Consider the following 25994-nt stretch of genomic DNA (forward strand, 5'->3'; position numbering starts at 1 on the left):
GATGGGAATCGATATACAGGCGCTGTTCACGCCGCTGATGGCTCTGGTGCTGCCCTTTTTCCGCATCCTGGCGTTTTTGCAGTTCGCGCCCGTGCTGGACAACCGGGCTTTTTCCCGTCGCATTAAGATTGCCGCAGCGCTGGCGCTGTCGATCATTATCACCCCTATGCTGCCCAATAATGTTGTGCTCAGCGAACTGCTTTCGATGCGCACCGTCTTGCTGATCGGCGAGCAGCTCCTGTGGGGATTCCTGTTCGGCATGGCGCTCCAGCTCGTCTTTGTCACGCTGCAAACCGCCGGGCATATTCTGTCGATGAACATGGGGCTGGGGATGGCGATGATGAACGACCCGGTCAACGGCAGCTCCACTACGGTGATTTCGCAGATCATTTATGTTTTCTGCGCACTGCTCTTTTTCATCATGGATGGGCACCTGCTGCTGGTCACGATTCTGTTCAAAGGCTTTAGCTACTGGCCTATTGGTCAGGCGATTAACCAGCCAACGCTGACGCTGATTGTTCAGGGACTGGGCTGGATTATGGCATCTGCGACGCTTATCGCGCTGCCGACGACGTTCGTCATGCTGATTGTGCAGGGCGGATTTGGCCTGCTAAACCGCGTTTCACCAACGCTGAACCTTTTCTCGCTGGGTTTTCCGATCAGTATGCTGTTTGGGTTGCTCTGTATCTCGATGATGGTGACCAACATTCCTGATCACTATCTCAATCTCACCAATGAAATACTGGCGAAGCTCGACGCCATAAGGGTGTCGTAATGTCCTCCAGCGGCGACAAAAGCGAAAAACCCACCCCCGGAAAACTGCGCAAAGCGCGTGAAAAAGGCGACCTCCCGCGCTCAAAAGATCTGACGATGGCGGCGGGACTGCTGGCGTCGTTTTTCACCCTTGCCGCATTTCTGCCCTATTACCAGCAGTTAATCCGTGAATCGTTTGCCGCTGTCGGTGAAATGGCGGGCAGGCTCGACGATCCCACGGCGCTGAATCAGTTTATGCTGCTGAACGTCTGGGTTGTACTGCGCTTTATCGCAACGCTGATTCCGATTCCGCTGTGCTGCATAGTGGCAAGCCTGGTGCCTGGCGGCTGGATTTTTACCCCCACAAAACTGAAGCCGGATTTTAAAAAGCTCAGCCCCATTAGCGGCATCAAGCGGATGTTTTCCGCCAGCCACTACACGGAAGTCGGCAAGATGCTGCTCAAGTGCGGCATTATTCTTACCGTGTTGTACATGATGGTGCATGACTCCATGCACGCTCTGCTGCACCTGCAACAGCTTTATCTTCGTCAGGCGATCGGACAAGGGTTTGCCATTTTTCGTCACGTCTTCAGCTACTTCATCGCCGTTATCGTCATTTTCGCCCTGCTGGATGTACCGCTCAGTAAGTTCATGTTCACCAAAAAAATGCGCATGACCAAACAGGAAGTGAAAGAAGAGTATAAAAACAATGACGGTAATCCACAGATTAAAGGACGCATCCGCCAGCTTCAGCGTCAGATGGCGATGGGGCAAATCGCACGAACCGTACCAACGGCAGACGTTATCATCACCAACCCGACGCATTACGCCGTTGCGCTGAAATATGATCCACAGCGTGCCGAAGCCCCTTACATCGTTGCTAAAGGAATCGACGATGTTGCGCTCTGGATCCGTGAAGTGGGCGCTAATCACAATATCGAGGTGGTGGAATTTCCGCCGCTGGCGCGGGCAGTTTATTACACCACCCGCGTTAACCAACAGATTCCCACGCAGCTTTTCCGCGCTATTGCCCACGTACTGACCTACGTCATGCAATTAAAATCCTGGCGCGAAGGCAACGTGGAACAAAAGCCCCGCCTGAACAGGCAAATCAACATTCCTCAAGAGGTACTGAAAGCCAATGGCGAACAGTAAATTGCGCAACGCGCTGAGCGTGCTCCGTCAGGGGCAAGTCGGCGTGCCTATTCTGCTTCTCTGCGTGCTGGCAATGGTTATTCTGCCGTTGTCGCCGCTGATGCTGGATATTCTGTTTACCTTTAATATCGTCCTGGCGGTCATCGTGCTGCTGGTATCGGTGAATATGCAGCGTCCGCTGGACTTTGCGATTTTCCCGACGCTGTTGCTGATCACGACGTTAATGCGTCTGACGCTGAACGTCGCCTCTACCCGCGTGGTGTTGCTGCACGGTCATGAAGGCGAAGGCGCGGCGGGTAAGGTCATTGAAGCCTTTGGTCAGGTGGTCATCGGCGGCGATTTCGTCGTCGGTTTCGTGGTGTTTATCATCCTGATGATCATCAACTTCGTGGTAGTCACCAAAGGGGCGGAACGTATTTCCGAGGTTTCCGCGCGCTTTACCCTGGATGCGTTGCCGGGCAAACAGATGGCTATCGACGCCGATCTGAACGCGGGTCTGATTAACCAGCAGCAGGCCCGAAACCGCCGACAGGAAGTATCGAAAGAAGCAGACTTCTACGGTGCGATGGACGGCGCGTCGAAGTTTGTTCGCGGTGACGCCATCGCCGGGATCATGGTGCTGATCATCAACGTGATCGGCGGTATCTGTATCGGTATTTTTAAATACGATCTCGATGCCAGCCACGCGTTCCGCCAGTACGTACTGCTGACCATTGGTGACGGTCTGGTCGCCCAGATCCCGTCGCTGCTGCTGGCGACTGCCGCAGCGATTATCGTGACCCGCGTCAGCGAAGGCAATGACGTCAGCGATGAGATTAAAATCCAGCTTCTCTCTCGCCCGAAGGTGCTCTATACCGCCGCTTTCGTGATGTTTATTCTCGCGATTGTGCCGGGAATGCCGCACATTGCCTTCCTGAGCTTCACCGCCCTGCTGCTGTTTGCCGCCTGGCGGCAGAGCAAAGCGGTGCAGCCCGCCCAGGAAGAGACGGATATGGAGGCCATCACCGAAGCCATCGCGCCGGATGCGACGCCAGGCGTTTCCTGGGAAAGCATTCCATTGGTGGAGCCCATTGGCCTGAATCTCGGCTATAAACTGGTCACGCTGGTGGATGAGTCGAAGGGCAGTCCGTTGTCACAACGTATACGCGGCGTTCGCCAGGTCATTTCCGAGCACTGCGGCGTACTGCTGCCGGAGATCCGCATCCGGGAAAACTTCCGCCTGAAACCGGCGCAATACGCGATTCATATCAACGGCATTCGTACCGCACTCGGCGAAGTCCAGGCTGAAAAACTGATGGCGATTCCCGGCACTGAATTGTACGGGGAGATCAACGGCATACTGGATACCGACCCCGCTTACGGCATGGCGATTGTCTGGATCGACCCGGAACAAAAGGCGAAAGCGCTGAATCTTGGTTATCAGGTGGTTGACTGCGCGAGCGTGGTGGCGACGCACGTCAACAAGGTCGCCCGCGAGCATCTGCCAGATCTGTTTAACTATGACGATATTACCCACCTGCATGCGCGCCTGGCGCTCCAGGCGCCAAAGCTGGCGGAGGATTTAAATGCCGCGTTTAACTACAGTCTGCTGCTGCGCATTTATCGCCAGTTATTGCTGGAGCAGATTTCACTGAAGGATATCGTCACCATCGCGTCCACATTGCTGGAAAGCGTCACCGTGACGAAAGATCCCGTGCTGCTGACCTCCGACGTGCGCTATGCTCTGCGCCGCGCCATCGTTCACACCATTAACGGCGATCGTCAACAACTCGCGGCCTACACCATCGACAGCCAACTGGAGAATATGCTGCTGGGCGCGCTCAACCAGGCGCAGCAGGCCGGAAAAGTGGCGCTGGATAGCTTCCCTGTCGATCCGAACATTCTGACCCAGTTGCAAACGACAATGCCGATGATTTACGAGCAGATGAAGGCGAAAGGGCTGCCGCCGCTGCTGCTGGTAACGCCGCAGCTACGTCCGGTGATCTCCCGCTATGGCCGACTGTTCGCCAGCGGGCTGCATATTCTTTCTTATAATGAAGTGCCGGATGATGCGGATCTGAACGTCGTAGGGACGCTGGCATAACCGGCAGGAGATCGACAAAGGAGATCGCGATGACGATCTCCTTTCCCATAACGACAGGTTTTATTGATCCAGGTAACGCAGTTTCCAGCCAGCGAGCGTACGCGGCATTTTCTTGATATCGTTACCTCTGGTGCTGAAGTAGTACAACTGCATTTTTCCGGCGCTGTCGCGTTCTACCCTCGCCGCCCAGATATTGCTTTGCGTGTACATAATAATGGCCGTATGGTTGTTCGCCGCGCCACGCACCCACATAGAGACGACCGTTGCGCCGATGTTATCTATATCATCCTGATAAATGTAAACGTTGGCGGTATCCACAAACTTCTGGTAATCATCCCCCACCAGCGCGCGGAAGCGCTCATCCATTTTGGGGTCGGAGAAAATTCCCAGCGAGTACAGCGTCGCCTTCGGGCGAGGATCGTGATCCGAGCGCAGATAACGCCCATCAATAAATGCCCCCGTCGGCATCGAAATCCGGCATCCCCAGTCCGCGTTGCTGTAGACCTGAAGCGCGCCGCTTTTACGGGGGATAAACAGCAGTTTGCAATTACTGGTATCAGCAATACGTTCGACCAGCGCCATGCCGTACAGTTTTCGGGCTTCAGCCGTAAACTCATCTTTATTTAATCCCGACCAGACGCGAATATCCGTCGTGACTGACCATTCCGCGCTTCGGCTGAACTGGATCATTCCGCCACTTAAATTGGACACACTGGTGTTCCACCACAGCCCTTCCCAGTCAAAATCCGGGGCAACGTCTGAAATAGAACTGATGCCCTGATAGTAGGCACGCTCAATGCAGCTGTCGGAGGTACACGCCTGTAGCGACTTTTCCCATTCCTGGTACTTCTTGTGAACCTGTTGAGAAGGGTTTCTAACCAACATCGTGTGATAGATAACCGTCATTGTGCTGTCCAGCCAATGAAGATTGTCGTTGTTACAAATGGTGTTTTCTAAAGGCATAGAAGCACGCTGACAGTTAACCGCATAAGCGCTGGCAGCGGAGAATGACACAAGGAGTATCAGACAGTTAATCAGGCGACCAATCATATGAATAATCTTTAACCAATACAGGGGCTTATTTTGGCTAAATTATGTTTTATTTGCAATAAGTCACAAGATTTTATTCACATTATGAATAATCACCTCCCTGATTTAAGTTGTTGCCGGTAAATGTCGCTTGATAACAATATGTGTTCCTCATGGATTGTTAGGTTATGAAGATAGACAGTAGTAATTACATGCTTTCGACACTCTCCTCAGGTTCGTCACAAAACGATGCCAGTCGCAAACCTCTCGGCATCACGCGTAACAGCGGGCAGGCCAGTCCACAAAGCGGCTACTGGCAATTGTCCAGCACCGCGGTATCGGCTGTAGTGAACCTAAAAAAAGGGGAAATGATGCCTTATTATCAGGGCTCGCCCGTGCAATGGCAGTTAATTCAGTATGATTTAGGTAAAGAGACGCCAGTCTGAATCATCGCTATACAGCATAATTATTATGAGCGGTAATCTGTCACGCACTTGAGATAGCTTATCGTTCATATCACGCCCCCTCCCCCGCGCAGAGTCCTTCAGGATATAATTCCTATAATCAGTATGTTACGTGACAACCTGATAACCTCTGATAAAGCGGATAAAATTCGCGAATGAAAGTGGCCGGGAGAAGAAATAGCCCTGAAAGAAATCAACATTTTTAGATCGAAGATAATCAACCTGGTACTTATGCTCCACCCCTTCCGCAGTCGTTTGAATACGCATTCTTTGTGCCATCTCGACCACACAATCAACAAGCGGCGTATTTTTCCCTTCCGAAATCAGATTAATAAACATGCGACCTATTTTAATATTCTCTGGCCGCAGGCCAGTGATATAAGACAGGTTAGAAAACCCCGTGCCAAAGTCATCCAGCGACAGCCCGACATTATGAATCTTCATATAATCAATTTTATTGGAGATATCATCATTCACTTCGATCTCTCCACGCTCGGTGATTTCAAAAACAAGTTGCAGGTTCTGTTCGCGAAACACACCTGAATACGTCCCGATGAATGAATAAAAAGAGTCCTTCACCAGATGAGCATGGCTGATGTTCAGGTTAAATTTAAAACCCGGTTTAAATACCGTGACCGAGCGTTGAATATCGATAACCACCAGATCCAGTAATCCTTTCGTCAGGTCGGCAATCAACCCGGCACGTTCTGCCACCGGGATAAAGATATCGGGAGAAACAGAACCCGCTTCACAATGTTGCCAGCGGGCCAGAACTTCCGCGCCAATCACGCGGTTTGTTTTGGCGCATACAATAGGCTGGTAGTAAGGCTGGATTTCATTTCTTCTGATGGCTACCGCAAGGTGATGAGGTAATGATGCCCGATGCGATAACAGTAACCAGAGCAATATGGATGATACGAGCGCGCTGGCGATAATCATCGCAATATAGCGCCATGAGTGGGCGATCACGACCAGCGCATCCCCCAGTTCGGTTTTTCGCCAGGCAATCGTATAAAGTTTGTTATAACTTTCCGCTTTTATATAGTGTGAAAAATGCGACTCCTGCAAACTCCCGGGTTTAACGCCAGAGGCGGTTAAAATTTTATCGTTCATGCGTAAAACAATACGATCGCTGAACGCCATATTTTTGATGCGCTCAACAATAATGCGCACATCAGAAGCCGCAAATATTCTTCCCGCCGGATAAGAAACATAAAGCATCATGATGAAATCATGCGGAGAGGTGATCACCCGATCAACCCTTATGCCCTGCTGTAAAGAGAGAGCAGGACTCAGGGTGTACCCTTTGTTGTAGAGTAGCGAGGAACAATAAATCGTATTGCCCTGCGTAAAGTTAAGCGACTGAAGATGCGGGTAGCGTGTGGGGATAATATTGAGCTTTTTTTCCAGTGTCGTATTACAGGGCTGACCCAGTAACGGTTGCGCCTGCGCAATCGCCAGTCGGGCATCGCCTAATACTTTATCGACGACAAAAGCCAGACTTTTGACCTCAGATTGCAGCAGCGCCTGCTTACTTTGCTGTACGCTCGTTAACTCCAGCCACAGCACGCTGGCAAATACCAGAAAAAACAGAAAGACAGAAGCTGTAAGGATTCTTTTATCTGATTTTGTTATAAACCTTAAAGACATATCAGGTCGCTTCTTTTCTACTCAGGGCACTCTGTATTCAGGCGACACAAAACCGGCCCGTCTTAAATGACAGCAATAAAAAGGATGGATACCCAATTTGCATGTAACGACGACGTTCTGCGATGCCAGAATAGTCACGCCATAAATTATTTTATCCGGTGACAGTCCTCGCGCCATACGGACAAAGCGTGAATACGCACTGCTGCTGTCGCGCACAGTGATTGATGGTAACAACGCCATTTCCCGGGCAATCAATTCGGTTATGAAAAGAGGCCCATAACGCATTGCTGTAGGGGAAAACGTGCAGGATTTTGATGTTCCTTTTTTTCCCGTTCGCCAGGACGCCTGAATCCTCCGGGGAGATAACGGAACCTGTGCGTAAAAAATAATCGCCCTTATACCACAGAATGAACTTAAGATTTTCCGCTCCGCTAGTCAGCGCAAAGGCGGTTCCCGTTGTCGGGCACACCAGGTTATTTTCGACGCTCCACTCCATAACAAACTCCTTTTGTTGTATGTTCGTCCATTAACGCCCTAAGAGAATTACTAATACTCTGCCTCATGTCTAACAGAAATAAGAAAAATCAAAAACCTTACGCTTGAACAGAAAACAAATACTTTATTTACACATTGACAAGGCGATCTGATTTGACTTAATGAAACATATCAGCTAACCCTGCATCTATTTTTTAAAATATCAACAGAATTTATAGCAATCATACAACATAAGATTTAAGTACAGGCCGGATTGTGTCGCAATGGTACTCAGGCAATTTGAGCAAAATAACAAATGAAGGAGTCTGATGTATGGACATAATATTTATTATCTCCTTAATCATAATTGGCTGCATCCTGGCGCTGTCTGGAGGATGGATACTCATTCTGAAAGCCGAAGCTAAAATAGAACAAAAAATAATGGATGGGCTGGAACTCAAAAGGAAAGAGGATCAGAATAATAAAATTCTGCAAAAATATGAGGAGCTGTTAGCAATGGAAATCGAATGGCATACGTATCGAATATCCACCATTGAGTTTTTCATTACAAAAGTGAAGAGTAAAAGCGCCACAGAAACGCCGATAACACAACCGACAATAAGCGGCGACAGCAAACTTTACTCCAAAATAAAAGCATTAATATCTATTTACTTTCCGCATCTACAGGATGATTATAATACGCTGTGTAAAGTTTCAAACTGCTCTATCTATTTTGACTTTATCTACGGCAGATGTACCAGCAGCAATAAAGTCATTACCACACTGACAGAAAAGCGAGCGCAATTTAAATCGCTGTCTACGGAATTTCAAAACAAAATCCGAAAAGAAGTCACCATTACATGATACGTGATTCGCACCCGATGCGGGGCTGAGTCACCGGCAAGGGAATCGCCCTGAAGATAGAGACTGGCGAAGAATGCAGCACATCGTCAGTCATCTCTTCAGGCTGTTTATCCCTTTACGAGGCAGCGCGTAATTGCAGGTCGGTCAGGCAAGTCTGACTGTCATTCGCGGTTTTAAACGAATAAGCCGCTTTTTTCCCCTCATGACTGATTTCAATCATCCCCTCAGTGTTACGCGGTAGCCATAACCCGATAAAGCCATTCTGATAACTTTTCATTTTCTTATGTATCAACACCGTACCGTTCCGATCTGTCACGTTCACATCAAACCAGGTGTCCGGCATTTCTCCCTGGCAACCTGAAAGACTGTGGTTAAAACAGGGATGGGTTTGATATTCATAAGGCGCCAGCGAGAGATAAAATTTCTCACCCAGCGGAAAGGTGTACGTTTCGCCATTCGCCGACAGTTTCAGATCCGTGCTGGTCACAGAAGCGGTATACGGTAAAGGACGCGCCTGAGGGTTTTGATCGATAGCATCCACCATTTGCTCAACCGATTTTCCCGCCAGCCCGCGTTCAGCCAAAAACGCCGTTTCCTGCGTCGATGCCATTGAGATATTACTTAGTGCAATAAATAATAATAAAGACTGAATGATTTTCGGCATAATTATTATCCTTGTACGAATTGTGTTTCACAATTATACGTCTTTTCAGGAAGAAGAAGACAGGCGCACATCAGGTAAAGTTTAGAAAAGATCTGTATGAGCGTGCTAAATAAGCAAAAAAATGAAAGACATGCAGTCCAATAAAAAAGAGTTCAAGTGACCATATCACAATTATGAACTTTTTCCTGTAAAATATATGTTATATGAACAACCAACTGATAACATGTCAACACTGATAAAAGCGTAATACATCAATGTAAACAGAACACGCCTGAGTCCAGAGTCTCATTTATTCTCTCCGGTACATTGTCCTTGCATCTTAAATCCAATGAGAAAAAATAATAATCTTGACAATATAATTACACAGCATAAATATGGGCAATAAGAAATAAAGGCATAACCTTATAAGCATAAGGAATATTTATGAAAAGGGAACTGTTAAACATAAAAAAAACAGGAAGAAATAAAATAGACCACGACCTTAACTTAAAAATTAATGTCTTTAAAACGTTGCGACAAGAAAATGTCCTGATGAAGGATTATATTAATCTGCTGGAAAACAGAATTATTTTTCTGGAAGGCGTCATTCTGGAGAAAACGAAGAACAAATCATAAGATTCTATTATACAGGCAGGGATGTCTGACTCCGTGTGCCTTGTCGCATAAGTAACTCTATTTATGCGACCTTTTTTTAAACCACATTCGTACCATGACCGAAACGCAGATAGAACTGCCCTGGCGTCATTCCCATAAAACGCCTGAACACGGCAATAAATGCACTCACATTCTCATAACCCGCTAATTGCGCGACAAGGCTGACAGGCTCTCCGCGCAGTAAATATTCCAGCGACGAAATGACTTTCGCTTTTTGCTTCCACTGACCGAATGTTAATCCCGTCTGCTGTATAAAAAGGCGGCTCAACGTCCTGACGCTCAGCCCGGCCTGTTTCGCCAGCTCTGCCTGACTCCGCGTACAGGCCCTGTCGGCCAGTATTTTTTGCGCAATCTGTCTGACCCTTCTGTCGTCGGGAAGGATCAATTGTGAAGAGAGCGCATCAGCACAGCGAATCTCATCGACCATAACCTGCAACAGGTGGGCCAGCCGCTCTGAAGGCTCTCCGATGGTTCCCTCCCCACAAATTTTCTCAAGCAACAGCAGTAAAAAAGGCGACGCTGCCCGAACGCACGGTGAGGAGGGAAAGACCCCGCAATATTCCACGCTGAAGTGCAGACTGGCGCCATATGCACTCACCGGCATCCACGCACAATGGGGTAACGACGGCGGAAGCCACCCTACCGAACCGGGCGTCAACGCCCACTGCCCTTGTTCCGTTTCGACCATCACCATGCCACGCGTGATCCAGTACAACTGCCCGCCAGGGTGATGGTGCCACTGAGTCGTATGCTTAGAGGAGTGATGTAAAGGTTGAATGCTTTCTATCATCATGGCCGATTTAGCGTATTTATTGTCTTACTACGGTTACTTTGCCGCTTCAGTCTGAGGGTAATCTTCCCTGTACGCAATCACGATGAGGAAGAGAACATTGGAAAATATGATGCAACGCATTGCTCAGGCGCTTGATGCCGTTATTTCCCGGCCCGGGCACGATGAACACACTATCGAATTATTTTTCACGCCCGATTATCGCCAGACGGTAAATGGTATCGACCTTGATTACGATAACTTCGTCGCGCACATGGCAAAACTAAAACAGGTTACTCGTACCATGAAGGTGAACATTCTGGCCATCGCTCAGCAGGGCAATCACGTTCTGACCCATCACCTGGTGACCGTCATCAAAACGAACGGCGAACAGGCACAAACCGAAGTCTTTGCCTGTTTCACATTAGAAAATGGCCGTATTGCTGCCTGTCAGGAATTAACCCGGTTAATCAGCGGCGCCGAAGAAGATAAAATGCTGGGAAGTCTGCGGTGATCGGGAGCGAATTAAGGGACAGATAAAGACCGGAATGCAACGACAGAACGCAGCCCCGCCTATAAAAATACGGAGTTTGCGGTATATAACAGTCCCCATATGGCAAAGCCGTACACTCTGCTCCCCTGCCATTGCGCTATTTAGTTAGCGTCAGTGCGTACCTGCAAGAATAAGCAGCAATCCCCCTCTGCTCTCCTTTTTATTAAAACGCCATTTTATATTGCATGCCAGAGCGTTTTTATCCCTTTTGCTCATCCTCTTCACCCACTTTCATTTTAATAAATCTTATTAATTAAAATAATTCACCCCGAACAATGAAACAAAAACAAAACAAATAAAGAACATTTAACTACTTTTCTTTATAAATATAACATTAGCGAGCAAAATATTCTCTTTTTTTGTCGTTACCTGATTGTGTAAATCAATATTACTGAATGTAAGCATCAGATTTTTTCCATTTTACCTTTCGTTTTATAAGAATTTTAAAATTTAAAGTTACATCTCAGTTACACGATCAGTGCCATATGCTGATAAACAAGAAAAAAAACCAAAACAGCAGACTTATACACTTAATTTAAGTAAATTCTTAAACTGATATTTTAAGATTGTGTTACATCAATTAGGATCATCACCTAACCTGATGGAAATAATGATGCAGGCTCCATTTTTCCGTTTTCAGGGATTTTACGGATGTAGACAGCAAGACCAGGACGGTTTTGTGACATGAAATGTTCGTCCCCAGGACGGGAGCAAACATACTGGAGTTAATATCAATGAAAAAGCTCGCTATCTCTTCTTTCGTTATCGCGTCATCCTTCGCAGCCTTTAATGTCAGCGCTGCAACCGAGGCTTCTGGCGGTACTATCACCTTTACCGGCCAGGTTACTGATACAACCTGTACAATTAACGGCGGAAACTCTGCTGACCTGACGATTCCATTAGATCCCATCGCCGTTAGCGATGCATCTACCGCAGGTCTGATCCAGAAAAACCGTAAACAATTTACTCTGGAATTTACCGGCTGTACTTCTGCTTCCCTGGGGCAGGACGATGGCGCGGGAAATAAAAATACCCTGAATCTGATCCTGAGTTCAGACAGTATTTCTAACGATGGTCTGTATCTGAACAACACACAGTTGAGAACCGACGGCACGAAGAAAAACGTGGGTATCGCACTCAGCACGCTGGCCAATAGCCAGACGCCGCTGAACCTGCATACTAACCTTGATACGAATGTTGAAGGTGATAGCGCCACTGTCGATCTGTATGCGAACTACTATAAAGTCGGTTCAGACGCTGCCGATACCGGTGCCGTTAACACCATGCTGACTTATACCGTCGCGTATTTATAAGCAACGGGTTAATTTACTCATATAAATAAAGAGCCTGATCCGTCATTATTGACTTATTGTATTCGCGAATTATTTTCACCTTCTGGTGAGGTATTCTTATACCTGCAATTCAGGAGGGAAGAGAGAAAATAAACGCGACCAGGTATATTGATTAGATTAGGCTCTCTTTTTTCAGGTTAATATGAAACGTTCTCTCATTTTTCTAACGCTTATTGCCTTCAGCTTTAGCAGTCTGGCGAATGTTATTATTAGCAATACCAGGGTTATCTATCCTGAAGAACAAAAAGAAACAACGGTTCAGCTGATTAACCGTGGCAACAGTCCGGCGTTAATTCAGGCCTGGATAGACGAAGGTAATCCAGACTCTACGCCAGAAACCGCTCAGGTTCCCTTTTTGCTGACGCCGCCAGTGGTGAAAGTTGAAGGCGGTAGCGGCCAGCAGCTGCGCATTCGCTATACCGGCTCAGCCAACGCGCTGCCTCAGGACAGGGAGTCCGTTTATTACCTGAATGTGCTGGATATTCCGCCAAAACAGGAAAATCTTGATGGCAAAAACACGATGCAAATCGCCATTAAGTCGCGCATCAAATTATTTTATCGCCCGACCGAACTCACGATTCCGGCCAGCGATTTACATAAGTATTTATCGTTTACCGCGCAGGGTAATCAACTTGTCGCCACAAACCGGGCTCCTTATTTCGCATCGATTGCCACAATGAGTTCACGAGGTAAATCTCTTACTGGCGAACCGAAAATGATTGCGCCATTGTCAACACTGACAATACCCACGACAGGGGCGGTTTTATCGGGGCAGGCTTTGGATATTCTGTTAGTTGATGATTACGGTTCATATCAAAAATATTCATTCACCACAAAATAATATAATAATGTCCAAATGAATGGGGATGGCAATGGCTGGTAAAAAGAGTCAATACGCATGTTTATTGCCAATACTGGCGATGATGTCTATTTATAGTCGGGCGTATGCCGTGGCTTTCAATACTGACTTTTTAGCCGGTGACTCTAAAAATGCCGATATGTCGCGTTTTTATCGTGCCTCTGCGCTTCCTCCTGGTGAATACCCGTTTGATGTTTTTATTAACGAGGAGTGGAAAGGCCGCCTTCCCGTTTATATCACGGATGAAGGAACGTTTTTCCAGCATGAAAATATTGCCCAGCTTGGGCTTCTTCCCTCAATAGTCCCTGCCGCAAACAGCGCCAGCGAGCGAGTGGATGTGAATACGTTACTGCACGGAGGCAGTATGAAAGTCAATGCGGCCGATATGTCGCTACGTCTGACCATTCCCTAGGCGTATATTCGCCAGACGCTGCGCGGTTATGTCGATCCCGTCTTTTGGGATGAAGGCATTCCGGCGCTGATGCTGGGATACAATGCCAACTATAACTACAACGAAGCCAAAGGCGGAGGACGCAATCAGGAAAACGCCTATTTCCAGTTAAACAGCGGGCTGAATGCGTTTGGCTGGCAATTTCGCGATAGCTCCAGCTATAACAAAAGCAAGGGCGTGGAAGGATCATGGACAAACAATACACGCTACGTTGAGCGCGGGATCGCTGCGCTTAAATCGATCATCCGCATGGGTGACAGCTATTCCAGCAACGATCTTTTTGACTCTTTGCGTTTTCGCGGCGTCAGCATGGGCACGGATATGCGCATGTTACCCGATTCTCAGCAGGGCTTTTCCCCGATTGTACGCGGCGTCGCACAGTCTAACGCGCTGGTTAAAATTAGTCAGAACGGGCAGGTTATTTATCAGAAAAACGTGTCGCCTGGCCCATTTGAAATTGCGGATATCCTTCCTACCGGCTCAGGCGGCGATCTGAATGTCGAAGTCATTGAAGCAGACGGGCGCACCAGCAGTTTCATCGTCCCCTTTTCTTCGGTGCCAAACATGCTGCAAGAAGGGATTGGGAAATATGGTCTGTTGCTGGGGGAAGCGCGCACGGAAGAAAGCCGCTATCGCCCCCAGTTTGCCCAGGGCAGCTATCAATACGGGATCAATAACCTGATCACCGGTTATACCGGGGTAATTTACAGCGAAGACTATAACGCGTTTCTTCTCGGGAGCGGCCTCAACCTCCCGTTTGGCGCGCTGTCTTTTGACGTCACACAGTCACAAACGCAAATTCCGGCAGATAAAAAAGTCCGCGGGCAAAGTTACAAAGTCGCCTTTAGCCGTTTCTTTAATGTCACCGGGACGAACTTTGCGCTGGCGGCGTATCGCTATTCCACGAAAAACTATTACAGCTTCAATGATGCAATCGCTTTGCATAACTGGCAAAAAGAGAACGCTGACAGCCCTAATGCCAGATATATGCGCCAGAAAAACACCTTTAATATCAACCTGAGCCAGTCTCTGGGTGAGGAACTGGGTTCCCTTTACTTATCAGGAACCTGGCGGGACTACTGGAATGGTCATGGCACAACAAAAGAGTATCAACTGGGGTATTCCAACCACGTTGGCGCCGTAAGTTATACCCTCTCAGCCAGCAGCATGCGTAACGATAATCAGCGCGAAGAGCGACGTTATTACCTCACATTCTCGGTGCCCCTGAGTCTCTTTGAACGGCCCGTTTTCCTCAACAGCAGCGTTACATTTAATCGTGACGGCTATTCCGACACGAACGTGGGGATCAGCGGAACCGCAGGCGAATTTAATCAGGCGACCTATAGCGTCAGCGGCAGCAACCGTCGCGGTGGAAATAACTCGGCCAGCAGCAGCCTGAGCTATCGCACTGCGTTTACCACCTTAAACGGCAGCTATAGCGAGTCAGGAGACTATCGTCAGATCGGCGCGGGGGCCAGCGGTAGCCTGGTGGCTTATCGGGGCGGCCTGCTGACGTCCAGCCAGTTGGGCGATACCTTCGCGATTATCGACGCGCCAGGCGCTCAAGGGGCCACGCTGGGCGGCGACGGCACACGCACCACGAATACCGCCGGGAAAGCGTTGGTTCCTTACCTGTCCCCGTACCGTAAAAACCGAATCCAGTTAGATACCACCCATATGAAGGAAGGCGTTGAGCTGAAAGGCAATATCCAGGAAGTGGTGCCTTATGCGGGTTCCGTCACCTATGTGCGCTTCGATACCGACCAACGGCGGCAGTTCATGTTGCCAGCACGGGCCGTTAACGGGCGCCCTCTCCCCTTCGGCACCGAAATTTTTGACGATGCTGGCGCCAGCGTCGGATATGTCGCCCAGGGAGGAATGTTGTACCTGAAAACGGAACAGCTCCCGTCACGTTTACATATCAAAACCAGCAGTGACGGCCGCCAAAGCTGTGTTATTAGCCAGCCGACCCACGATGGTCAGATAAATATTTGCCGCTAATGGCAGGAGCAGAGGATGAAAATCACTATCCGTACAATAACGTTAATTCTTGCCTGGCTACTGGGATCGATAAGCTATGGCGTACAGGCCTCCTGTAAAAGCGATTCCGACGCGCAAAAAGAGAGCAATCTGGTGCTCAACCTGGATTCACTTTCCCTCAGCAGCGAAACCACAGGTTCGCAGAACCTGTCGCTGTCATCCGGTACGTTTAGCTGTACCGGCGAATGGATTGGTTATGCTAACCGTGTTGCCATTATCTCTGAAATGGCCAACAGCACGGCCTATATCAATTATGGTAACTATGTATTGCAATTCACCATCGGCAATATTGTACCCACGAAAAAAGACTATAGTCGCTCTGGAGAAAGTCATATTCCCGGTACTTCGCTGAATAACGTGGTCTATACCTATAAGGCTAAGTTACTCAAAAGCGTACCGAGCGGCGCCAACCCGGCCTATGTCTATAACGTTGGCCCGGACGCAACCAGTATTACTCTTGCTCACGCTATATCCGTTGTTGATGCTTCAGGTATCGATTTCTGGTTTCCCGGCGTTAATTTAGCTGAATTCATTAAATGGATATTAGGCCTTATCGGTTCTGACGAAGAGAAACGCCTGTTCTACCAGAATATCACGATCAATTATCGTCCTCATGTCAGCACCTGTAGCATCCCGGATACGACGGTCACGCTACCGGAAACCGATCTTACCAGCCTGATATCCGCAGGAAAGGAAGCGCAGTTTTATGAAAACTTCACTCTGCATGCCGAATGCAGCGACCTGTTAGAAGGCATGAGCACACGCACCATTCAGTTTTATCTCAGTAGCGCCAGCGTCGATACGGATAAATACACCCTGAAAAACACCCAGGGAACGGCAAGGAATATTGGGGTGCGAATTATGCGTGCCGATACCAGTAAAAAAATTGCCATCAGCCAGACAGAGCTTACCGCAGGTAATATTACCAGCGAGTATGAACTCTATAAGATTGCGCAGTGGGGAAGCAATTTTGATATTCCACTGAGAGCATATTATTACATCTATGGTGCAAAACCGACGGAAGGCAGAATACAAACCACGGCGAAAGTAAACATCATTTACCCATGATAAAAGGCGAGAAACAGAATAGTCATCCACTGAAATAATCAGAAGCCTCAACAAAAAAAAGAAAGATATTTATACACAAAATCATTTGAGAAGCATCGAGACGGCAAGTGAATGAGCCCCAGGAGCGTACACGTAGTACGTGACCGGGGTGAATGAGCGCAGCCAACAAAGAGGCAGCCTGAAGGATGAAGTGTATATCAACGCCTTATCATGGTGTGTTTTAATAGCATCACTATTATTTTCTTATTTTATAAATAGTTACAGTTAAATTTTACATCTTGTCATTATTGTAAACGATATGCGGATCGAAAAATATAATGCGTACACTACAGAACGATCAATTTCTTTATCTCAGCAGTGAGGACTCATCCTGTAATCCTTCCACTGCAAGATTTGATTTAGTCATGATAGAAAACTCTGTCAAGTCATTAAATAGCGTTACGCAGCCGCTCCATTCAACGTTAATTATTGATACCGATAACTATATGATTAATTTTCTTTGCAAACACTTGATCAACCCTTTGGTACTACACACCAGCCCGACATTCAGAGAAGCAAAATACAAAATAGAAAACCATATTATTGATAATGTCGTCATGGAAGTTTTTACGCTGGAGGAGAGTGCGCTGGAGGCGCTTAATTTCATTTATGATATGCAGATAAACTATCCTGGCATTCGCTTAACGGTGTTTACTTTTACGCGTAACAGTTACCTGCTTCAGGTTTTGCGAAGTTTTCATTATATCAATATCGTTTCTAAGTATGAACCCATGTCCGAGCTTAATCATGCCGTTCATGCCTGCTGGCTGGATGAGGCTTTTTACAGCCAGTACATTAACGATCTCATGGCTGAAATAGAACAGCCGGATTCTTTTGACGACATTGAATGGACCGTGCTGACCGAACTGGCCCACAGCACGCCTACCCATGACATCGCAAAAATAATAAATAAACGCTATCACACGCTTTTTTACTACATCAAAAAGATCAATAAAAAGCTGCATCTAAGCACTAAAAATGAACACATAAAAATGCTGAAAGCGATAAACAGTAATCCACTAAAAAGTGCAAGCATATCTTATCGCGACCGATTTAATTAATCCCAGAAAAACCCGATGCACCGTTTATAATTAAAAAGGATATGCCATTATTATGAAACTCATGTGCCGTATCGAACCTATCATTCATGTCCAGACCGGTAGACGGATTGGCGGTGAGGTGCTCTGCCAGCCGGAAGGGGCAGATCCAGAGCTATTTTTCCGCTCTGTTTCGCCAGAACTCCTGTCACATATTGTTCAGGAACAGATATGCACGGGAGTAGCAAATCAGCACGATCGCAATGGCATTTTATTTTTTAATATTACGATTCCATTGCTTATGAATCTGGTGTGGCTCAGATCGATTCTTGCCATGTTACCCGGCCCAAAGGTCATTGAAATTGATTGCCAGCAAAGCGAGTCTTATTTTCCGCGACTTGTGCCGCATATTGATGCAATTCTGACCCTAATGCGCGCTTTTAATACTCAACTTTGGCTGGACGATCTCTATGTCAGGCATATTCCGTTAATTGCGCAACTCCCCTTTCGCTTTGATGGGATTAAGATTGATAAACATGAACTCTGGAGAATATCCGCTGAACAGGATACCTCAGCAATGACAACGCTGGTAACACAGGTGGAATATCTGACGGATCATGTTCTGGTGGAAGGCGTTGAAAACGAATACCAGCACCGCTTTATTTCGGAGAGCGACGTACATTATGCCCAGGGATTTCTCTGGCCCGTTGATGAGCGAGAATCATTCGTAATAACGATTTAAATATTAAGGAAACCAGCATATTTCAAATATAAAAAAGGGATTCAAATGAAGTTGAAAATAGTGATAGTGTCTGATGACGTCTATTATCTGACGGGTATATCGAAAGGGATGAAAGAGTCAGGTACGCGTGTTGAGAGCATTTTTTTAAGCGATGCTGGCGAGTTTGAACGTTTCACGCTAACCACCTCTTTTTCGCTATCAAAAGATACCGTTGTGTTACTCTCCGTCAGAGAACCGGGTTTACTCGACAGGTTAATAACCTTTTTCTTTAGTAAGGTTACGCTGTGCATATCACCGTCAGGCCTGCATTCCCGTCGCCATTTCTTTTGCCAGTACGGTGTATATTACTTCAATAAAAACAAAACATTATCAGAATTAAACGATATTCTGATAGCTATTTCAAATAGAAAAAATACGGAAAGTAACACCATCACTGACAAAGAGTTTTTTATTCTCAGTGAGTTAGTCCGCGCCGGGAATGTGAAACGAATGTACAGCGCAATAAACATCTCTGAAAAAACGGTCTCTTACTACAAGAGGTCGGCATTAAAAAAGATGGGATTACTGAGCAGCCAAAATTACTTATGTATCCACCCGGCACTCTCCGCCGTTAAGACCATTCAACGGCACTGAGCCCCGTCTGAAACTTGTCTGGCGATGCTGGTACGAGGAGAAGTCAGCCAAATAGTAAACATTTAAAGTTTCGTTATAAGAAAGAACGAATCCCTATTTCATGCGCCGTCAATATGCTGCTAGCTTCGCTGGTTTGTATATACAAGTAAATTCATGCATTTCTTTGCGGGGAAACGGGGATGAGCATAAAAAACAAACTGGCAGCCTCCTGGCTGGCGCTGGGGTTGTTCGCAGCGCAGGCGCAGGCAGCGGATTTCGTTGTGGGCAGCAAAAACTTTACCGAACAATATATTCTGGCGGAAATCTATGCCCAGGCACTGGAGCAATCCGGTCTTTCCGTTGAACGCAAAACAAACCTGGGCGGGACGCTAATCGCCCACGCCGCGCTGCTGAAAGGCGAAATTGATATGTACCCGGAATATACAGGTACGGCGCTCAGCGCAGTGGTCAAAGGAAAGCCCTCCTCCGATGCCGCACAGGTGTTTAAGCAGGTCAGCGACGCCTACCAGCAGCAATATCATCTCACCTGGCTGCAACCAGCCCGCGTGAACAACGGCTACGCACTGCTGGTGAGCAAACAAACCGCAGAGAAATACCACCTGAAAACGCTCTCCGACCTCGCCAAAGCCGCGCCGGAACTGACCATCGGCGCAGGTGCGGAGTTTGGCGACCGTCAGGACGGCCTGAAAGGGCTGGAGCAGACCTACGGCATTAAATTTAAAGCCTTCCGCCAGTTTGCCAAAGTCGGCCTGCGCTACGACGCCCTTGCTGCCGGGCAAATAGACGTCGCAAACGGCTTCGCAACCGACTGGCAAATCGCGGAAAACCAGTATGTCGCACTGGAAGACGATAAACACCTCTTTCCTCCCTACGAAGTTGCGCCGGTCGTGCGCGATACAGCACTACAGGCACATCCCCAGGTTCGCGACATTTTAAATAACATCAGCCAGTTGCTTGATAACGCCACGATGCAAAAACTGAATGCGGAAGTGGAAAAGAATAAAGAAGAACCGCGCGATGTGGCGGAAGACTTTTTGCGCGCAAAAGGCGTAATTAAATAGGGTACGACCGTGACAACGACACTTTTTCTGGGCGACGCGCCGCTCACACTTGATGACGTGCGAGCTGTCGCTGACTGCGGCCAGACTGTCGCGCTGGGGGCGCAGGCGCAGCAGGCCATCAGCGCGTCCTTTGATTTTCTGCTGCACAGCATCAGCGCCGGAAAGCATATCTATGGCGTCACCACCGGGCTTGGCGCTAATGTCGATACGACGCTGCTGCACACGCAAAATGACCGTCACGATGAGGATCTGCTACAGGCGATTCAGCGACGAATCCCGCTGGCGCGGGCGGTCGGCGTCGGCCAGCAGGCAACGCCCGCACAGGTTCGCGCGATCATGCTGGCGCGTCTTGCGGGTTTCGTGCAGGGCGCATCGGGTATTTCTCTGCCCGTGGCGCAGACGCTGCTGGCCTTTATCAACGAAGGCATCCATCCGCGCGTTCCGCTTATCGGATCTATTGGCGAAGCGGATCTCGCGCCGCTGGCGCATATCGGACGCGCGCTCATCGGCGATGGCGAAGCGGAATATCAGGGTACGGTGGCGCCAGTCTCCGCACTGCTGAACCAGACGGGTCTGACGCCTGCGCCGCTGCGTGGAAAAGACGGGCTGGCGCTGGTGTCGTCTAACGCCGCCAGCGTCGGCCTCGCCGCGCTGCTGCTGCACGACGCCGCCCGGCTTATGAACGCCCACGCGGGCGCTATCGCGCTCTCGTTTGAAGCGTTTCGCGCTAATATCTCGCCGCTGACGCCCTGGGCGGCGCGGATGCGCCCCGCACCACAACAGGCTAAGACCGCCGCGTATCTGCTGGCGCTGCTGGAAGGCAGCCCGCTACTCCAGCCCGGCAGCGCGCGTTCGTTGCAGGACCCGCTCAGCTTCCGCTGCGTCGCGCCGGTGCTGGCCTGCGTTTGCCATGCCTGGTTGAATGCCCGCGCGGCGGTGGAACTGGAACTCAACAGCGCCGACGACAATCCCGGCCTGCTGGCTGAGTCTGAACAGGTCCTGGCAAATGCCAATTTTGATGCCACGCATCTGGCACTGGCACTGGAAAGCCTCGGGCTGGCTCTCGCCCGCCATGCCGCATGCAGCGGCGAACGCATCATGAAACTGATGTCACCCGCCGCCAGCGGCCTGCCGCGTTTTCTCACCCGCCACGCCGGGCAGACAGGCTTCGCCACGCTGCAAAAGACGGTTTCCGCGCTGGTCAGCGATATCGCCCATCATGCCCAGCCGCTCTCCCCGCTGACGATGCCGGTAGCCGATCGGATTGAAGATTACGCCTCGCAGGCAATGGGGGTGGTCGCCAAAACCACACGACTACTGGAAAGCCTGCACTATCTGGTGGCCATTGAACTGTTGGTCGCCGCGCAGGCGCTGGATCTTCAGGCGTCGCCACGGCCAGGACGCTATGCAACGGCATTACACGACAAGATTCGCGCTCGGGTGGCGCCGCTGGATGAAGATCGCGCCAGCGCTGGCGATATTTCCGTTCTGGCCGACGCGATAATGCAGCCGGAATGGCTTGCAGGCCAGACCGTATTGCTGGAGACCTCCTGATGCGCTGGGCGACGCGACACTATGACGACATTCTGCTGGCGCTCTGGCAGCATCTGGTACTGGTCGGCGCCGCAATGCTGATGGCGTTCGCTATTTCACTGTTTCTCGGCATTACCACCGCCCGCCGCCCGCGACTGTATGCGCTGGTGATGGCGGTCACCGGCATGATTTTTTCCATTCCAGGGCTGGCGCTATTCGCACTGCTCATCCCGTGGCTCGGCATCGGAATGCTCCCGGCGATTGTCGGGCTGACAGCCTATGCGCTGATGATCCTGACCCGCAATATTGCCACCGGTTTTCATGCCATTCCGCTGGACGTCCGCGAAGCGGCGCGCGGAATGGGATATGGCGCCTGGCGCAATCTGCGCGAAGTGGAACTGCCGCTGGCGCTACCGTTCATCATCACCGGACTGCGCATTGCCACCACCACGCTTATCGGCATCGCTACGGTCGCGGCATATATCAACGCCGGTGGACTTGGCGCGATTATTCTCGCCGGGCTGGATCAGCGCTATCCAGAGAAAATATTTATCGGCGGCGGCCTGACGTCGCTGCTGGCGATCGGCGCGGATCTGTTTTTTGTCCGGCTACAGCGGCGCGTTTTACAGGGGAGAGACCAATGATAATCCAGGCATGGCTATGGGTGCTGGATAACCAGCCGCTGTTCTGGCAGGCAGTGTGGCAGCATCTGATGATGTGCGGGCTGGCGCTCAGCATCGCCCTGATTATTGCTATCCCGACGGGTGTGCTGATCGCGAACATCCCTCGCCTCGCTTTTATCATCACCAGCGGCGCCAGCACGCTGCGGACGATCCCAAGTCTGGCGATCCTTGCGGCGGTTATGCCGTTTCTCGGTATTGGCCTGCTGCCTTCAGTCGTCGCGCTGGTGGTGCTGGCCGTGCCGCCGATTTTGCTCAACACCTGCACCAGCATTCAGTCCGTGAACCCGGATACGCTCTCAGCGGCGCACGGCATGGGGCTCACGCCCTGGCAGGTCACAGGCAAAATCGTACTGCCACTGGCGGCTCCCGGCATTCTCGCCGGCTGCCGTACCGCCGCCGTACAGGTTGTCGGTGGCGCGGCTCTGGCGTCATTTATCGGTGGCGGCGGTCTGGGGGATTTTGTCACCACCGGCATTGCCATCATGGACATGTCGCGCCTGCTGGTCGGCGCGGTGCCGATTATTCTGCTCGCTGTGGCTATCGAAGCGCTTTTCGCCCTGCTTGAGCGCCTGTTTTCTCAGCCGACGTAAAAGGCTAATACAATGATTACACTGGAAAATATTAGCAAAATTTATCCTGGTTCGCCGCGTAAAGCGCTTGACGATCTCTCCATGACATTTGAAGAGGGAACCACCACGGCCCTGATTGGCCCTTCCGGCTGCGGTAAAACCACCACCATGCGCTTAATCAACCGGCTGGAACAACCCACTTCCGGGCGTGTCCGGGTAAACGGGCGCGACGTCGCAACGGAAGATCCGGTGATGCTGCGTCGGCATATCGGCTACGTTATTCAGAACGTCGGACTGTTCCCGCATATGACCGTCGCGGACAACATTGCCACGGTGCCGCGCCTGCTGGGCTGGAGCGCCTCGCGTATTCAGGCGCGAGTGGAAACATTACTGGAACTGGTCGGGCTGGATGCCCGGCAATACGCCAGCCGATTTCCTGCCGCGCTTTCCGGTGGTCAGCGGCAACGGGTCGGCGTTGCCCGCGCACTGGCGGCGGACCCGCCGGTCATGCTGATGGATGAACCGTTCGGCGCCATCGATCCGCTGGTTCGCGGGCGATTACAGACCGAGTTTAAGCAGATTCTGCAACGCGTGAAAAAGACGGTGATTATCGTCACTCACGATCTTGATGAGGCTATCAAAATGGGCGATCGCATCGCCATTATGCGCGAAGGACGCCTGTGCCAGTATGCCCCGCCCGCTGAAGTGCTCTCGGCCCCGGCGGATGAGTTCGTCGCGGCTTTTGTCGGCAGCGATGCGGCGCTGAAACTTCTTGCTATTACCCCGGTAGCCCTGGCGATGGAAACGTCTCTGAGCGCTGACCACCCACAACGGCTTGACGTCAACGCTACCCTGAAAGATGCGCTGGCGCTGATGCTTTCCCGGCGCGCCGACAGCATCACCGTCACCAAATGCGGCGCGCCCGTTGGCGTATTAACTCGCCAGCGGCTTTTCACCCACGTACGACCCGATGCGAACCATGCTACCAGTGAGAGAAATTTATGACTCAACCCATCCATTTAACCTGGCTAAACGGCCCCGACGTTGACCAACTGAAGCTCACGGATACAGAAATCCTCACGGCGGTGGAGGACGGGCTGCGGGCACAGGGAGAGAAAAAAACAGTCATTGAACCGCGCATGCATTTAATTCCCGATAAAGCGTTTAACGGCCACTTTAACGTGCTGCGCGGTTATATCGAACCGCTGGGACTCGCCGGGGTAAAAATCGTCGGCGATTACGTCAATAACTATACGCTCGGGCTGCCCTCGGAAATGGCGCTGCTGAACCTGTTCGATCCGCGCACCGGGATGCCGGTCGCCATTCTGGACGCGTCAGCGATCACCGATATGCGCACCGGCGCGCTTACCGCGCTGGGCGCACGCCACCTTGCCCGCCGCAACAGTAAAGTGCTGGGGCATATCGGCGCGCGGGGAACCGCCTGGTGGAACGTTCGTCTGCTCAACAGCATTTATGATTTTGATGAAATCCGCATTCATTCGCGTCGCCCGGAAAGCCGTACCGCATTTGCCCGCCGTCTGGAGCAGGATCTCGGCAAAAAAATCATCGTTACCGATGACTGGGAAAGCTGCGTGCGCGGCGCGGATATTGTGGTCGAAGCCTCGCGTCTTAATGCGCCGACGCCGCTGTTAAAAACAGAATGGATAAAACCCGGCGCCTTTGTTGTGCCCTACGGCACCATGAGCGCCGTGGAGCTGTCGCTCACCGACATGATGGACAAGCTGGTGGTGGACGACTGGGGGCAGTGCAAAGGCGGCATGTTTGGTTCACTGCGAGCCCACGTAGAAGCGGGAAAATTAAGTGAGCATACCCTGCATGCCGAGCTGGGTGACATTGTCGCGGGCACGAAGCCAGGCCGTGAAAATGATGATGAAACCATCCTCTTCTGGCACCGGGGGCTGTCGCTAAGCGATATTGCGCTGGGGCATACGATGCTGAAGAAAGCGCGTGCGCTGGGTATTGGTCAGGAGCTACGTTACCGATGATTGTTAACGCAAGAATGTACTCGGTAACTCCGGCAGCGGCGGAGGGGTGGAAAAGACTCCTGCCCGAAGCCGTGCGCCGCGCCGGGCTGACGGCAGAGATTGTTGACTACCCGGCCCCGGCCAGACTGGAGGGGCTATGGGCTCGTTCCGATCTGCTGGCGGTATTCATGTGCGGCTGGCCCTTCGCGCAGCGGCGCTTTCCGGTACGCCCGGTGGCCGCGCCGGTTACGGAAGAGGCCGCCAGGGAAGGGATTCCAGGGCACTACCGCACCCTATTTATGGTGCCGACATCGTCTACCGCCAGATGTCTGGAAGAGACGTTCGGCGGGCGGCTGGCGTATACCAACCCGGAGTCGCACTCCGGCTATAACGCGGTACGCTATCATCTGTCGGCATACATTAACGAGACGCGAAAGACGCTCTATCGCACGCTTGTCGGGCCGCTAATCACCCCGCGACGCGTGGTGGAAACGCTGGCAGCGGGCGAAGCGGATGTCGGCCCGTTGGACAGCTATGCCTGGTCGCTTCTGTGCCGGTATGAGCCGGAACTAACGTGCCATGTGCGCATACTGACGCGCAGCGTTCCCGCGCCGATGCCTTTACTGGTGGCAAGCGATACTGTTAATCCACAGGCCATTGCGGCGCTGCAAACGGCGCTGCTGACGCTGAATACAGAGCGCGACGCCACGCTATTACGGCCTCTGGGGCTGCGGGGATTTATCACCCCGTCAGCAGACGCCTGGCAAGTCGTCTGCGACCGGGAAGAAATTGCGTTCTCCAGAGGCTATGCAACGCTGCGCTGAAAACGG

25 protein-coding genes and 1 pseudogene are annotated in these 25994 nt (G+C 50.6%); 21 read left to right on the forward strand and 5 right to left on the reverse strand.

What is annotated here, in order from left to right:
- The first annotated feature begins 1 nt into the window (after position 1).
- From fliR to CKO_RS12365, 3 genes are read left to right on the forward strand one after another with little or no spacing between them, the layout of a single operon-like run.
- Positions 2 to 775: a flagellar biosynthetic protein FliR gene (fliR, locus tag CKO_RS12355; RefSeq protein ID WP_012133723.1), complete on the forward strand. Its 774-nt coding sequence runs from the start codon at positions 2 to 4 to the stop codon at positions 773 to 775.
- Positions 775 to 1908: a flagellar biosynthesis protein FlhB gene (gene flhB / locus CKO_RS12360; protein ID WP_012133724.1), complete on the forward strand. Its 1134-nt coding sequence runs from the start codon at positions 775 to 777 to the stop codon at positions 1906 to 1908. The genes fliR and flhB overlap by 1 nt, the downstream gene beginning before the upstream one ends.
- Entirely contained in the window at positions 1895 to 3991 is a 2097-nt protein-coding gene (locus tag CKO_RS12365; protein WP_012133725.1) for a flagellar biosynthesis protein FlhA, read from the forward strand. The genes flhB and CKO_RS12365 overlap by 14 nt, the downstream gene beginning before the upstream one ends.
- Positions 3992 to 4051: 60 nt before the next feature.
- Here the strand turns inward: CKO_RS12365 and CKO_RS12370 are convergent, their stop codons facing one another.
- Positions 4052 to 5041 (reverse strand): lysozyme inhibitor LprI family protein, encoded by a 990-nt coding sequence (locus CKO_RS12370; RefSeq protein WP_012133726.1) that lies wholly within the window; start codon positions 5039 to 5041, stop codon positions 4052 to 4054.
- Between the two features lie 167 nt (positions 5042 to 5208).
- On the opposite strand from CKO_RS12370, the gene CKO_RS12375 reads away from it, so the two are divergent.
- A complete protein-coding gene (locus CKO_RS12375; protein WP_024130634.1) occupies positions 5209 to 5466 on the forward strand; it encodes a hypothetical protein in 258 nt (85 codons plus the stop codon).
- A 126-nt stretch (positions 5467 to 5592) separates the two neighbouring features.
- Here CKO_RS12375 and CKO_RS22015 read toward each other — a convergent pair whose 3' ends face one another.
- The gene (locus tag CKO_RS22015) at positions 5593 to 7053 is read right to left on the reverse strand and encodes an EAL domain-containing protein (RefSeq protein ID WP_158661222.1); all 1461 of its coding nucleotides are present in this window, start codon (positions 7051 to 7053) and stop codon (positions 5593 to 5595) included.
- Between the two features lie 232 nt (positions 7054 to 7285).
- On the reverse strand, positions 7286 to 7630 hold the full coding sequence (locus tag CKO_RS12385; RefSeq protein ID WP_012133728.1) for an anti-adapter protein IraM: 345 nt from the start codon (positions 7628 to 7630) through the stop codon (positions 7286 to 7288).
- A gap of 311 nt (positions 7631 to 7941) precedes the next feature.
- Here CKO_RS12385 and CKO_RS12390 point away from each other — a divergent pair, with 311 nt between their 5' ends.
- A complete protein-coding gene (locus CKO_RS12390) occupies positions 7942 to 8472 on the forward strand; it encodes a hypothetical protein (RefSeq protein ID WP_012133729.1) in 531 nt (176 codons plus the stop codon).
- Positions 8473 to 8587: 115 nt separating this feature from the next.
- Here the strand turns inward: CKO_RS12390 and cueP are convergent, their stop codons facing one another.
- Positions 8588 to 9136 carry a copper-binding periplasmic metallochaperone CueP gene (gene cueP / locus CKO_RS12395; protein ID WP_012133730.1) on the reverse strand — a complete coding sequence of 183 codons (549 nt, stop codon included), beginning with the start codon at positions 9134 to 9136 and terminating at the stop codon, positions 8588 to 8590.
- A 691-nt stretch (positions 9137 to 9827) separates the two neighbouring features.
- Positions 9828 to 10583, reverse strand: coding sequence for a helix-turn-helix domain-containing protein (locus CKO_RS12405; RefSeq protein ID WP_012133732.1), 756 nt, complete (start codon positions 10581 to 10583; stop codon positions 9828 to 9830).
- A gap of 106 nt (positions 10584 to 10689) precedes the next feature.
- Here CKO_RS12405 and CKO_RS12410 point away from each other — a divergent pair, with 106 nt between their 5' ends.
- The 16 genes and pseudogenes from CKO_RS12410 (at position 10690) to CKO_RS12480 (ending at position 25988) form a co-directional block, all read left to right on the forward strand.
- Positions 10690 to 11073 carry a nuclear transport factor 2 family protein gene (locus tag CKO_RS12410; protein ID WP_230032352.1) on the forward strand — a complete coding sequence of 128 codons (384 nt, stop codon included), beginning with the start codon at positions 10690 to 10692 and terminating at the stop codon, positions 11071 to 11073.
- A gap of 773 nt (positions 11074 to 11846) precedes the next feature.
- Positions 11847 to 12425, forward strand: a complete 579-nt coding sequence (locus CKO_RS12415; RefSeq protein WP_024130637.1) for a fimbrial protein — start codon at positions 11847 to 11849, stop codon at positions 12423 to 12425.
- A gap of 181 nt (positions 12426 to 12606) precedes the next feature.
- Positions 12607 to 13305 (forward strand): fimbrial biogenesis chaperone, encoded by a 699-nt coding sequence (locus CKO_RS12420; RefSeq protein WP_012133736.1) that lies wholly within the window; start codon positions 12607 to 12609, stop codon positions 13303 to 13305.
- Positions 13306 to 13462: 157 nt separating this feature from the next.
- A pseudogene (locus CKO_RS23610) lies at positions 13463 to 13768 on the forward strand (FimD/PapC N-terminal domain-containing protein); the annotation flags it as partial.
- Between the two features lie 36 nt (positions 13769 to 13804).
- Entirely contained in the window at positions 13805 to 15775 is a 1971-nt protein-coding gene (locus CKO_RS12425) for a fimbria/pilus outer membrane usher protein (protein ID WP_012133738.1), read from the forward strand.
- A 15-nt stretch (positions 15776 to 15790) separates the two neighbouring features.
- Positions 15791 to 16882 (forward strand): fimbrial protein, encoded by a 1092-nt coding sequence (locus CKO_RS12430; protein WP_012133739.1) that lies wholly within the window; start codon positions 15791 to 15793, stop codon positions 16880 to 16882.
- Between the two features lie 317 nt (positions 16883 to 17199).
- Complete coding sequence (locus tag CKO_RS12435; RefSeq protein ID WP_130029234.1) at positions 17200 to 17982, forward strand: hypothetical protein; 783 nt, start codon at positions 17200 to 17202, stop codon at positions 17980 to 17982.
- 52 nt (positions 17983 to 18034) lie between these two features.
- Positions 18035 to 18700, forward strand: a complete 666-nt coding sequence (locus CKO_RS12440) for an EAL domain-containing protein (protein WP_012133742.1) — start codon at positions 18035 to 18037, stop codon at positions 18698 to 18700.
- Between the two features lie 45 nt (positions 18701 to 18745).
- Entirely contained in the window at positions 18746 to 19333 is a 588-nt protein-coding gene (locus CKO_RS12445) for a LuxR C-terminal-related transcriptional regulator (RefSeq protein ID WP_012133743.1), read from the forward strand.
- A 179-nt stretch (positions 19334 to 19512) separates the two neighbouring features.
- Positions 19513 to 20394, forward strand: a complete 882-nt coding sequence (locus tag CKO_RS12450; protein ID WP_012133744.1) for a glycine betaine ABC transporter substrate-binding protein — start codon at positions 19513 to 19515, stop codon at positions 20392 to 20394.
- A 9-nt stretch (positions 20395 to 20403) separates the two neighbouring features.
- Positions 20404 to 21948 (forward strand): HAL/PAL/TAL family ammonia-lyase, encoded by a 1545-nt coding sequence (locus tag CKO_RS12455; RefSeq protein ID WP_012133745.1) that lies wholly within the window; start codon positions 20404 to 20406, stop codon positions 21946 to 21948.
- A complete protein-coding gene (locus CKO_RS12460) occupies positions 21948 to 22571 on the forward strand; it encodes an ABC transporter permease (RefSeq protein ID WP_012133746.1) in 624 nt (207 codons plus the stop codon). The genes CKO_RS12455 and CKO_RS12460 overlap by 1 nt, the downstream gene beginning before the upstream one ends.
- Positions 22568 to 23200, forward strand: coding sequence for an ABC transporter permease (locus CKO_RS12465; RefSeq protein WP_012133747.1), 633 nt, complete (start codon positions 22568 to 22570; stop codon positions 23198 to 23200). The genes CKO_RS12460 and CKO_RS12465 overlap by 4 nt, the downstream gene beginning before the upstream one ends.
- Positions 23201 to 23212: 12 nt before the next feature.
- Positions 23213 to 24184, forward strand: coding sequence for an ABC transporter ATP-binding protein (locus CKO_RS12470; RefSeq protein WP_012133748.1), 972 nt, complete (start codon positions 23213 to 23215; stop codon positions 24182 to 24184).
- Positions 24181 to 25185, forward strand: coding sequence for an ornithine cyclodeaminase family protein (locus CKO_RS12475; RefSeq protein ID WP_012133749.1), 1005 nt, complete (start codon positions 24181 to 24183; stop codon positions 25183 to 25185). The genes CKO_RS12470 and CKO_RS12475 overlap by 4 nt, the downstream gene beginning before the upstream one ends.
- A complete protein-coding gene (locus CKO_RS12480) occupies positions 25182 to 25988 on the forward strand; it encodes a phosphate/phosphite/phosphonate ABC transporter substrate-binding protein (protein ID WP_012133750.1) in 807 nt (268 codons plus the stop codon). Before CKO_RS12475 ends, CKO_RS12480 begins: the two co-directional genes overlap by 4 nt.
- Positions 25989 to 25994 lie beyond the last annotated feature (6 nt).

It is taken from the genome of Citrobacter koseri ATCC BAA-895 (assembly GCF_000018045.1).
Taxonomy (GTDB): Bacteria; Pseudomonadota; Gammaproteobacteria; order Enterobacterales; family Enterobacteriaceae; genus Citrobacter_B; species Citrobacter_B koseri.

Excerpts from the sequence above, each read along its gene's own strand:
- fliR (WP_012133723.1), top strand. The coding sequence starts at position 2 with ATGGGAATCGATATACAGGCGCTGTTCACGCCGCTGATGGCTCTGGTG.
- flhB (WP_012133724.1), top strand. The coding sequence starts at position 775 with ATGTCCTCCAGCGGCGACAAAAGCGAAAAACCCACCCCCGGAAAACTG.
- CKO_RS12365 (WP_012133725.1), top strand. The coding sequence starts at position 1,895 with ATGGCGAACAGTAAATTGCGCAACGCGCTGAGCGTGCTCCGTCAGGGG.
- CKO_RS12370 (WP_012133726.1), bottom strand. The coding sequence starts at position 5,041 with ATGATTGGTCGCCTGATTAACTGTCTGATACTCCTTGTGTCATTCTCC.
- CKO_RS12375 (WP_024130634.1), top strand. The coding sequence starts at position 5,209 with ATGAAGATAGACAGTAGTAATTACATGCTTTCGACACTCTCCTCAGGT.
- CKO_RS12385 (WP_012133728.1), bottom strand. The coding sequence starts at position 7,630 with ATGGAGTGGAGCGTCGAAAATAACCTGGTGTGCCCGACAACGGGAACC.
- CKO_RS12390 (WP_012133729.1), top strand. The coding sequence starts at position 7,942 with ATGGACATAATATTTATTATCTCCTTAATCATAATTGGCTGCATCCTG.
- cueP (WP_012133730.1), bottom strand. The coding sequence starts at position 9,136 with ATGCCGAAAATCATTCAGTCTTTATTATTATTTATTGCACTAAGTAAT.
- CKO_RS12405 (WP_012133732.1), bottom strand. The coding sequence starts at position 10,583 with ATGATGATAGAAAGCATTCAACCTTTACATCACTCCTCTAAGCATACG.
- CKO_RS12410 (WP_230032352.1), top strand. The coding sequence starts at position 10,690 with ATGATGCAACGCATTGCTCAGGCGCTTGATGCCGTTATTTCCCGGCCC.
- CKO_RS12415 (WP_024130637.1), top strand. The coding sequence starts at position 11,847 with ATGAAAAAGCTCGCTATCTCTTCTTTCGTTATCGCGTCATCCTTCGCA.
- CKO_RS12420 (WP_012133736.1), top strand. The coding sequence starts at position 12,607 with ATGAAACGTTCTCTCATTTTTCTAACGCTTATTGCCTTCAGCTTTAGC.
- CKO_RS12425 (WP_012133738.1), top strand. The coding sequence starts at position 13,805 with ATGCTGGGATACAATGCCAACTATAACTACAACGAAGCCAAAGGCGGA.
- CKO_RS12430 (WP_012133739.1), top strand. The coding sequence starts at position 15,791 with ATGAAAATCACTATCCGTACAATAACGTTAATTCTTGCCTGGCTACTG.
- CKO_RS12435 (WP_130029234.1), top strand. The coding sequence starts at position 17,200 with ATGCGTACACTACAGAACGATCAATTTCTTTATCTCAGCAGTGAGGAC.
- CKO_RS12440 (WP_012133742.1), top strand. The coding sequence starts at position 18,035 with ATGAAACTCATGTGCCGTATCGAACCTATCATTCATGTCCAGACCGGT.
- CKO_RS12445 (WP_012133743.1), top strand. The coding sequence starts at position 18,746 with ATGAAGTTGAAAATAGTGATAGTGTCTGATGACGTCTATTATCTGACG.
- CKO_RS12450 (WP_012133744.1), top strand. The coding sequence starts at position 19,513 with ATGAGCATAAAAAACAAACTGGCAGCCTCCTGGCTGGCGCTGGGGTTG.
- CKO_RS12460 (WP_012133746.1), top strand. The coding sequence starts at position 21,948 with ATGCGCTGGGCGACGCGACACTATGACGACATTCTGCTGGCGCTCTGG.
- CKO_RS12465 (WP_012133747.1), top strand. The coding sequence starts at position 22,568 with ATGATAATCCAGGCATGGCTATGGGTGCTGGATAACCAGCCGCTGTTC.
- CKO_RS12470 (WP_012133748.1), top strand. The coding sequence starts at position 23,213 with ATGATTACACTGGAAAATATTAGCAAAATTTATCCTGGTTCGCCGCGT.
- CKO_RS12475 (WP_012133749.1), top strand. The coding sequence starts at position 24,181 with ATGACTCAACCCATCCATTTAACCTGGCTAAACGGCCCCGACGTTGAC.
- CKO_RS12480 (WP_012133750.1), top strand. The coding sequence starts at position 25,182 with ATGATTGTTAACGCAAGAATGTACTCGGTAACTCCGGCAGCGGCGGAG.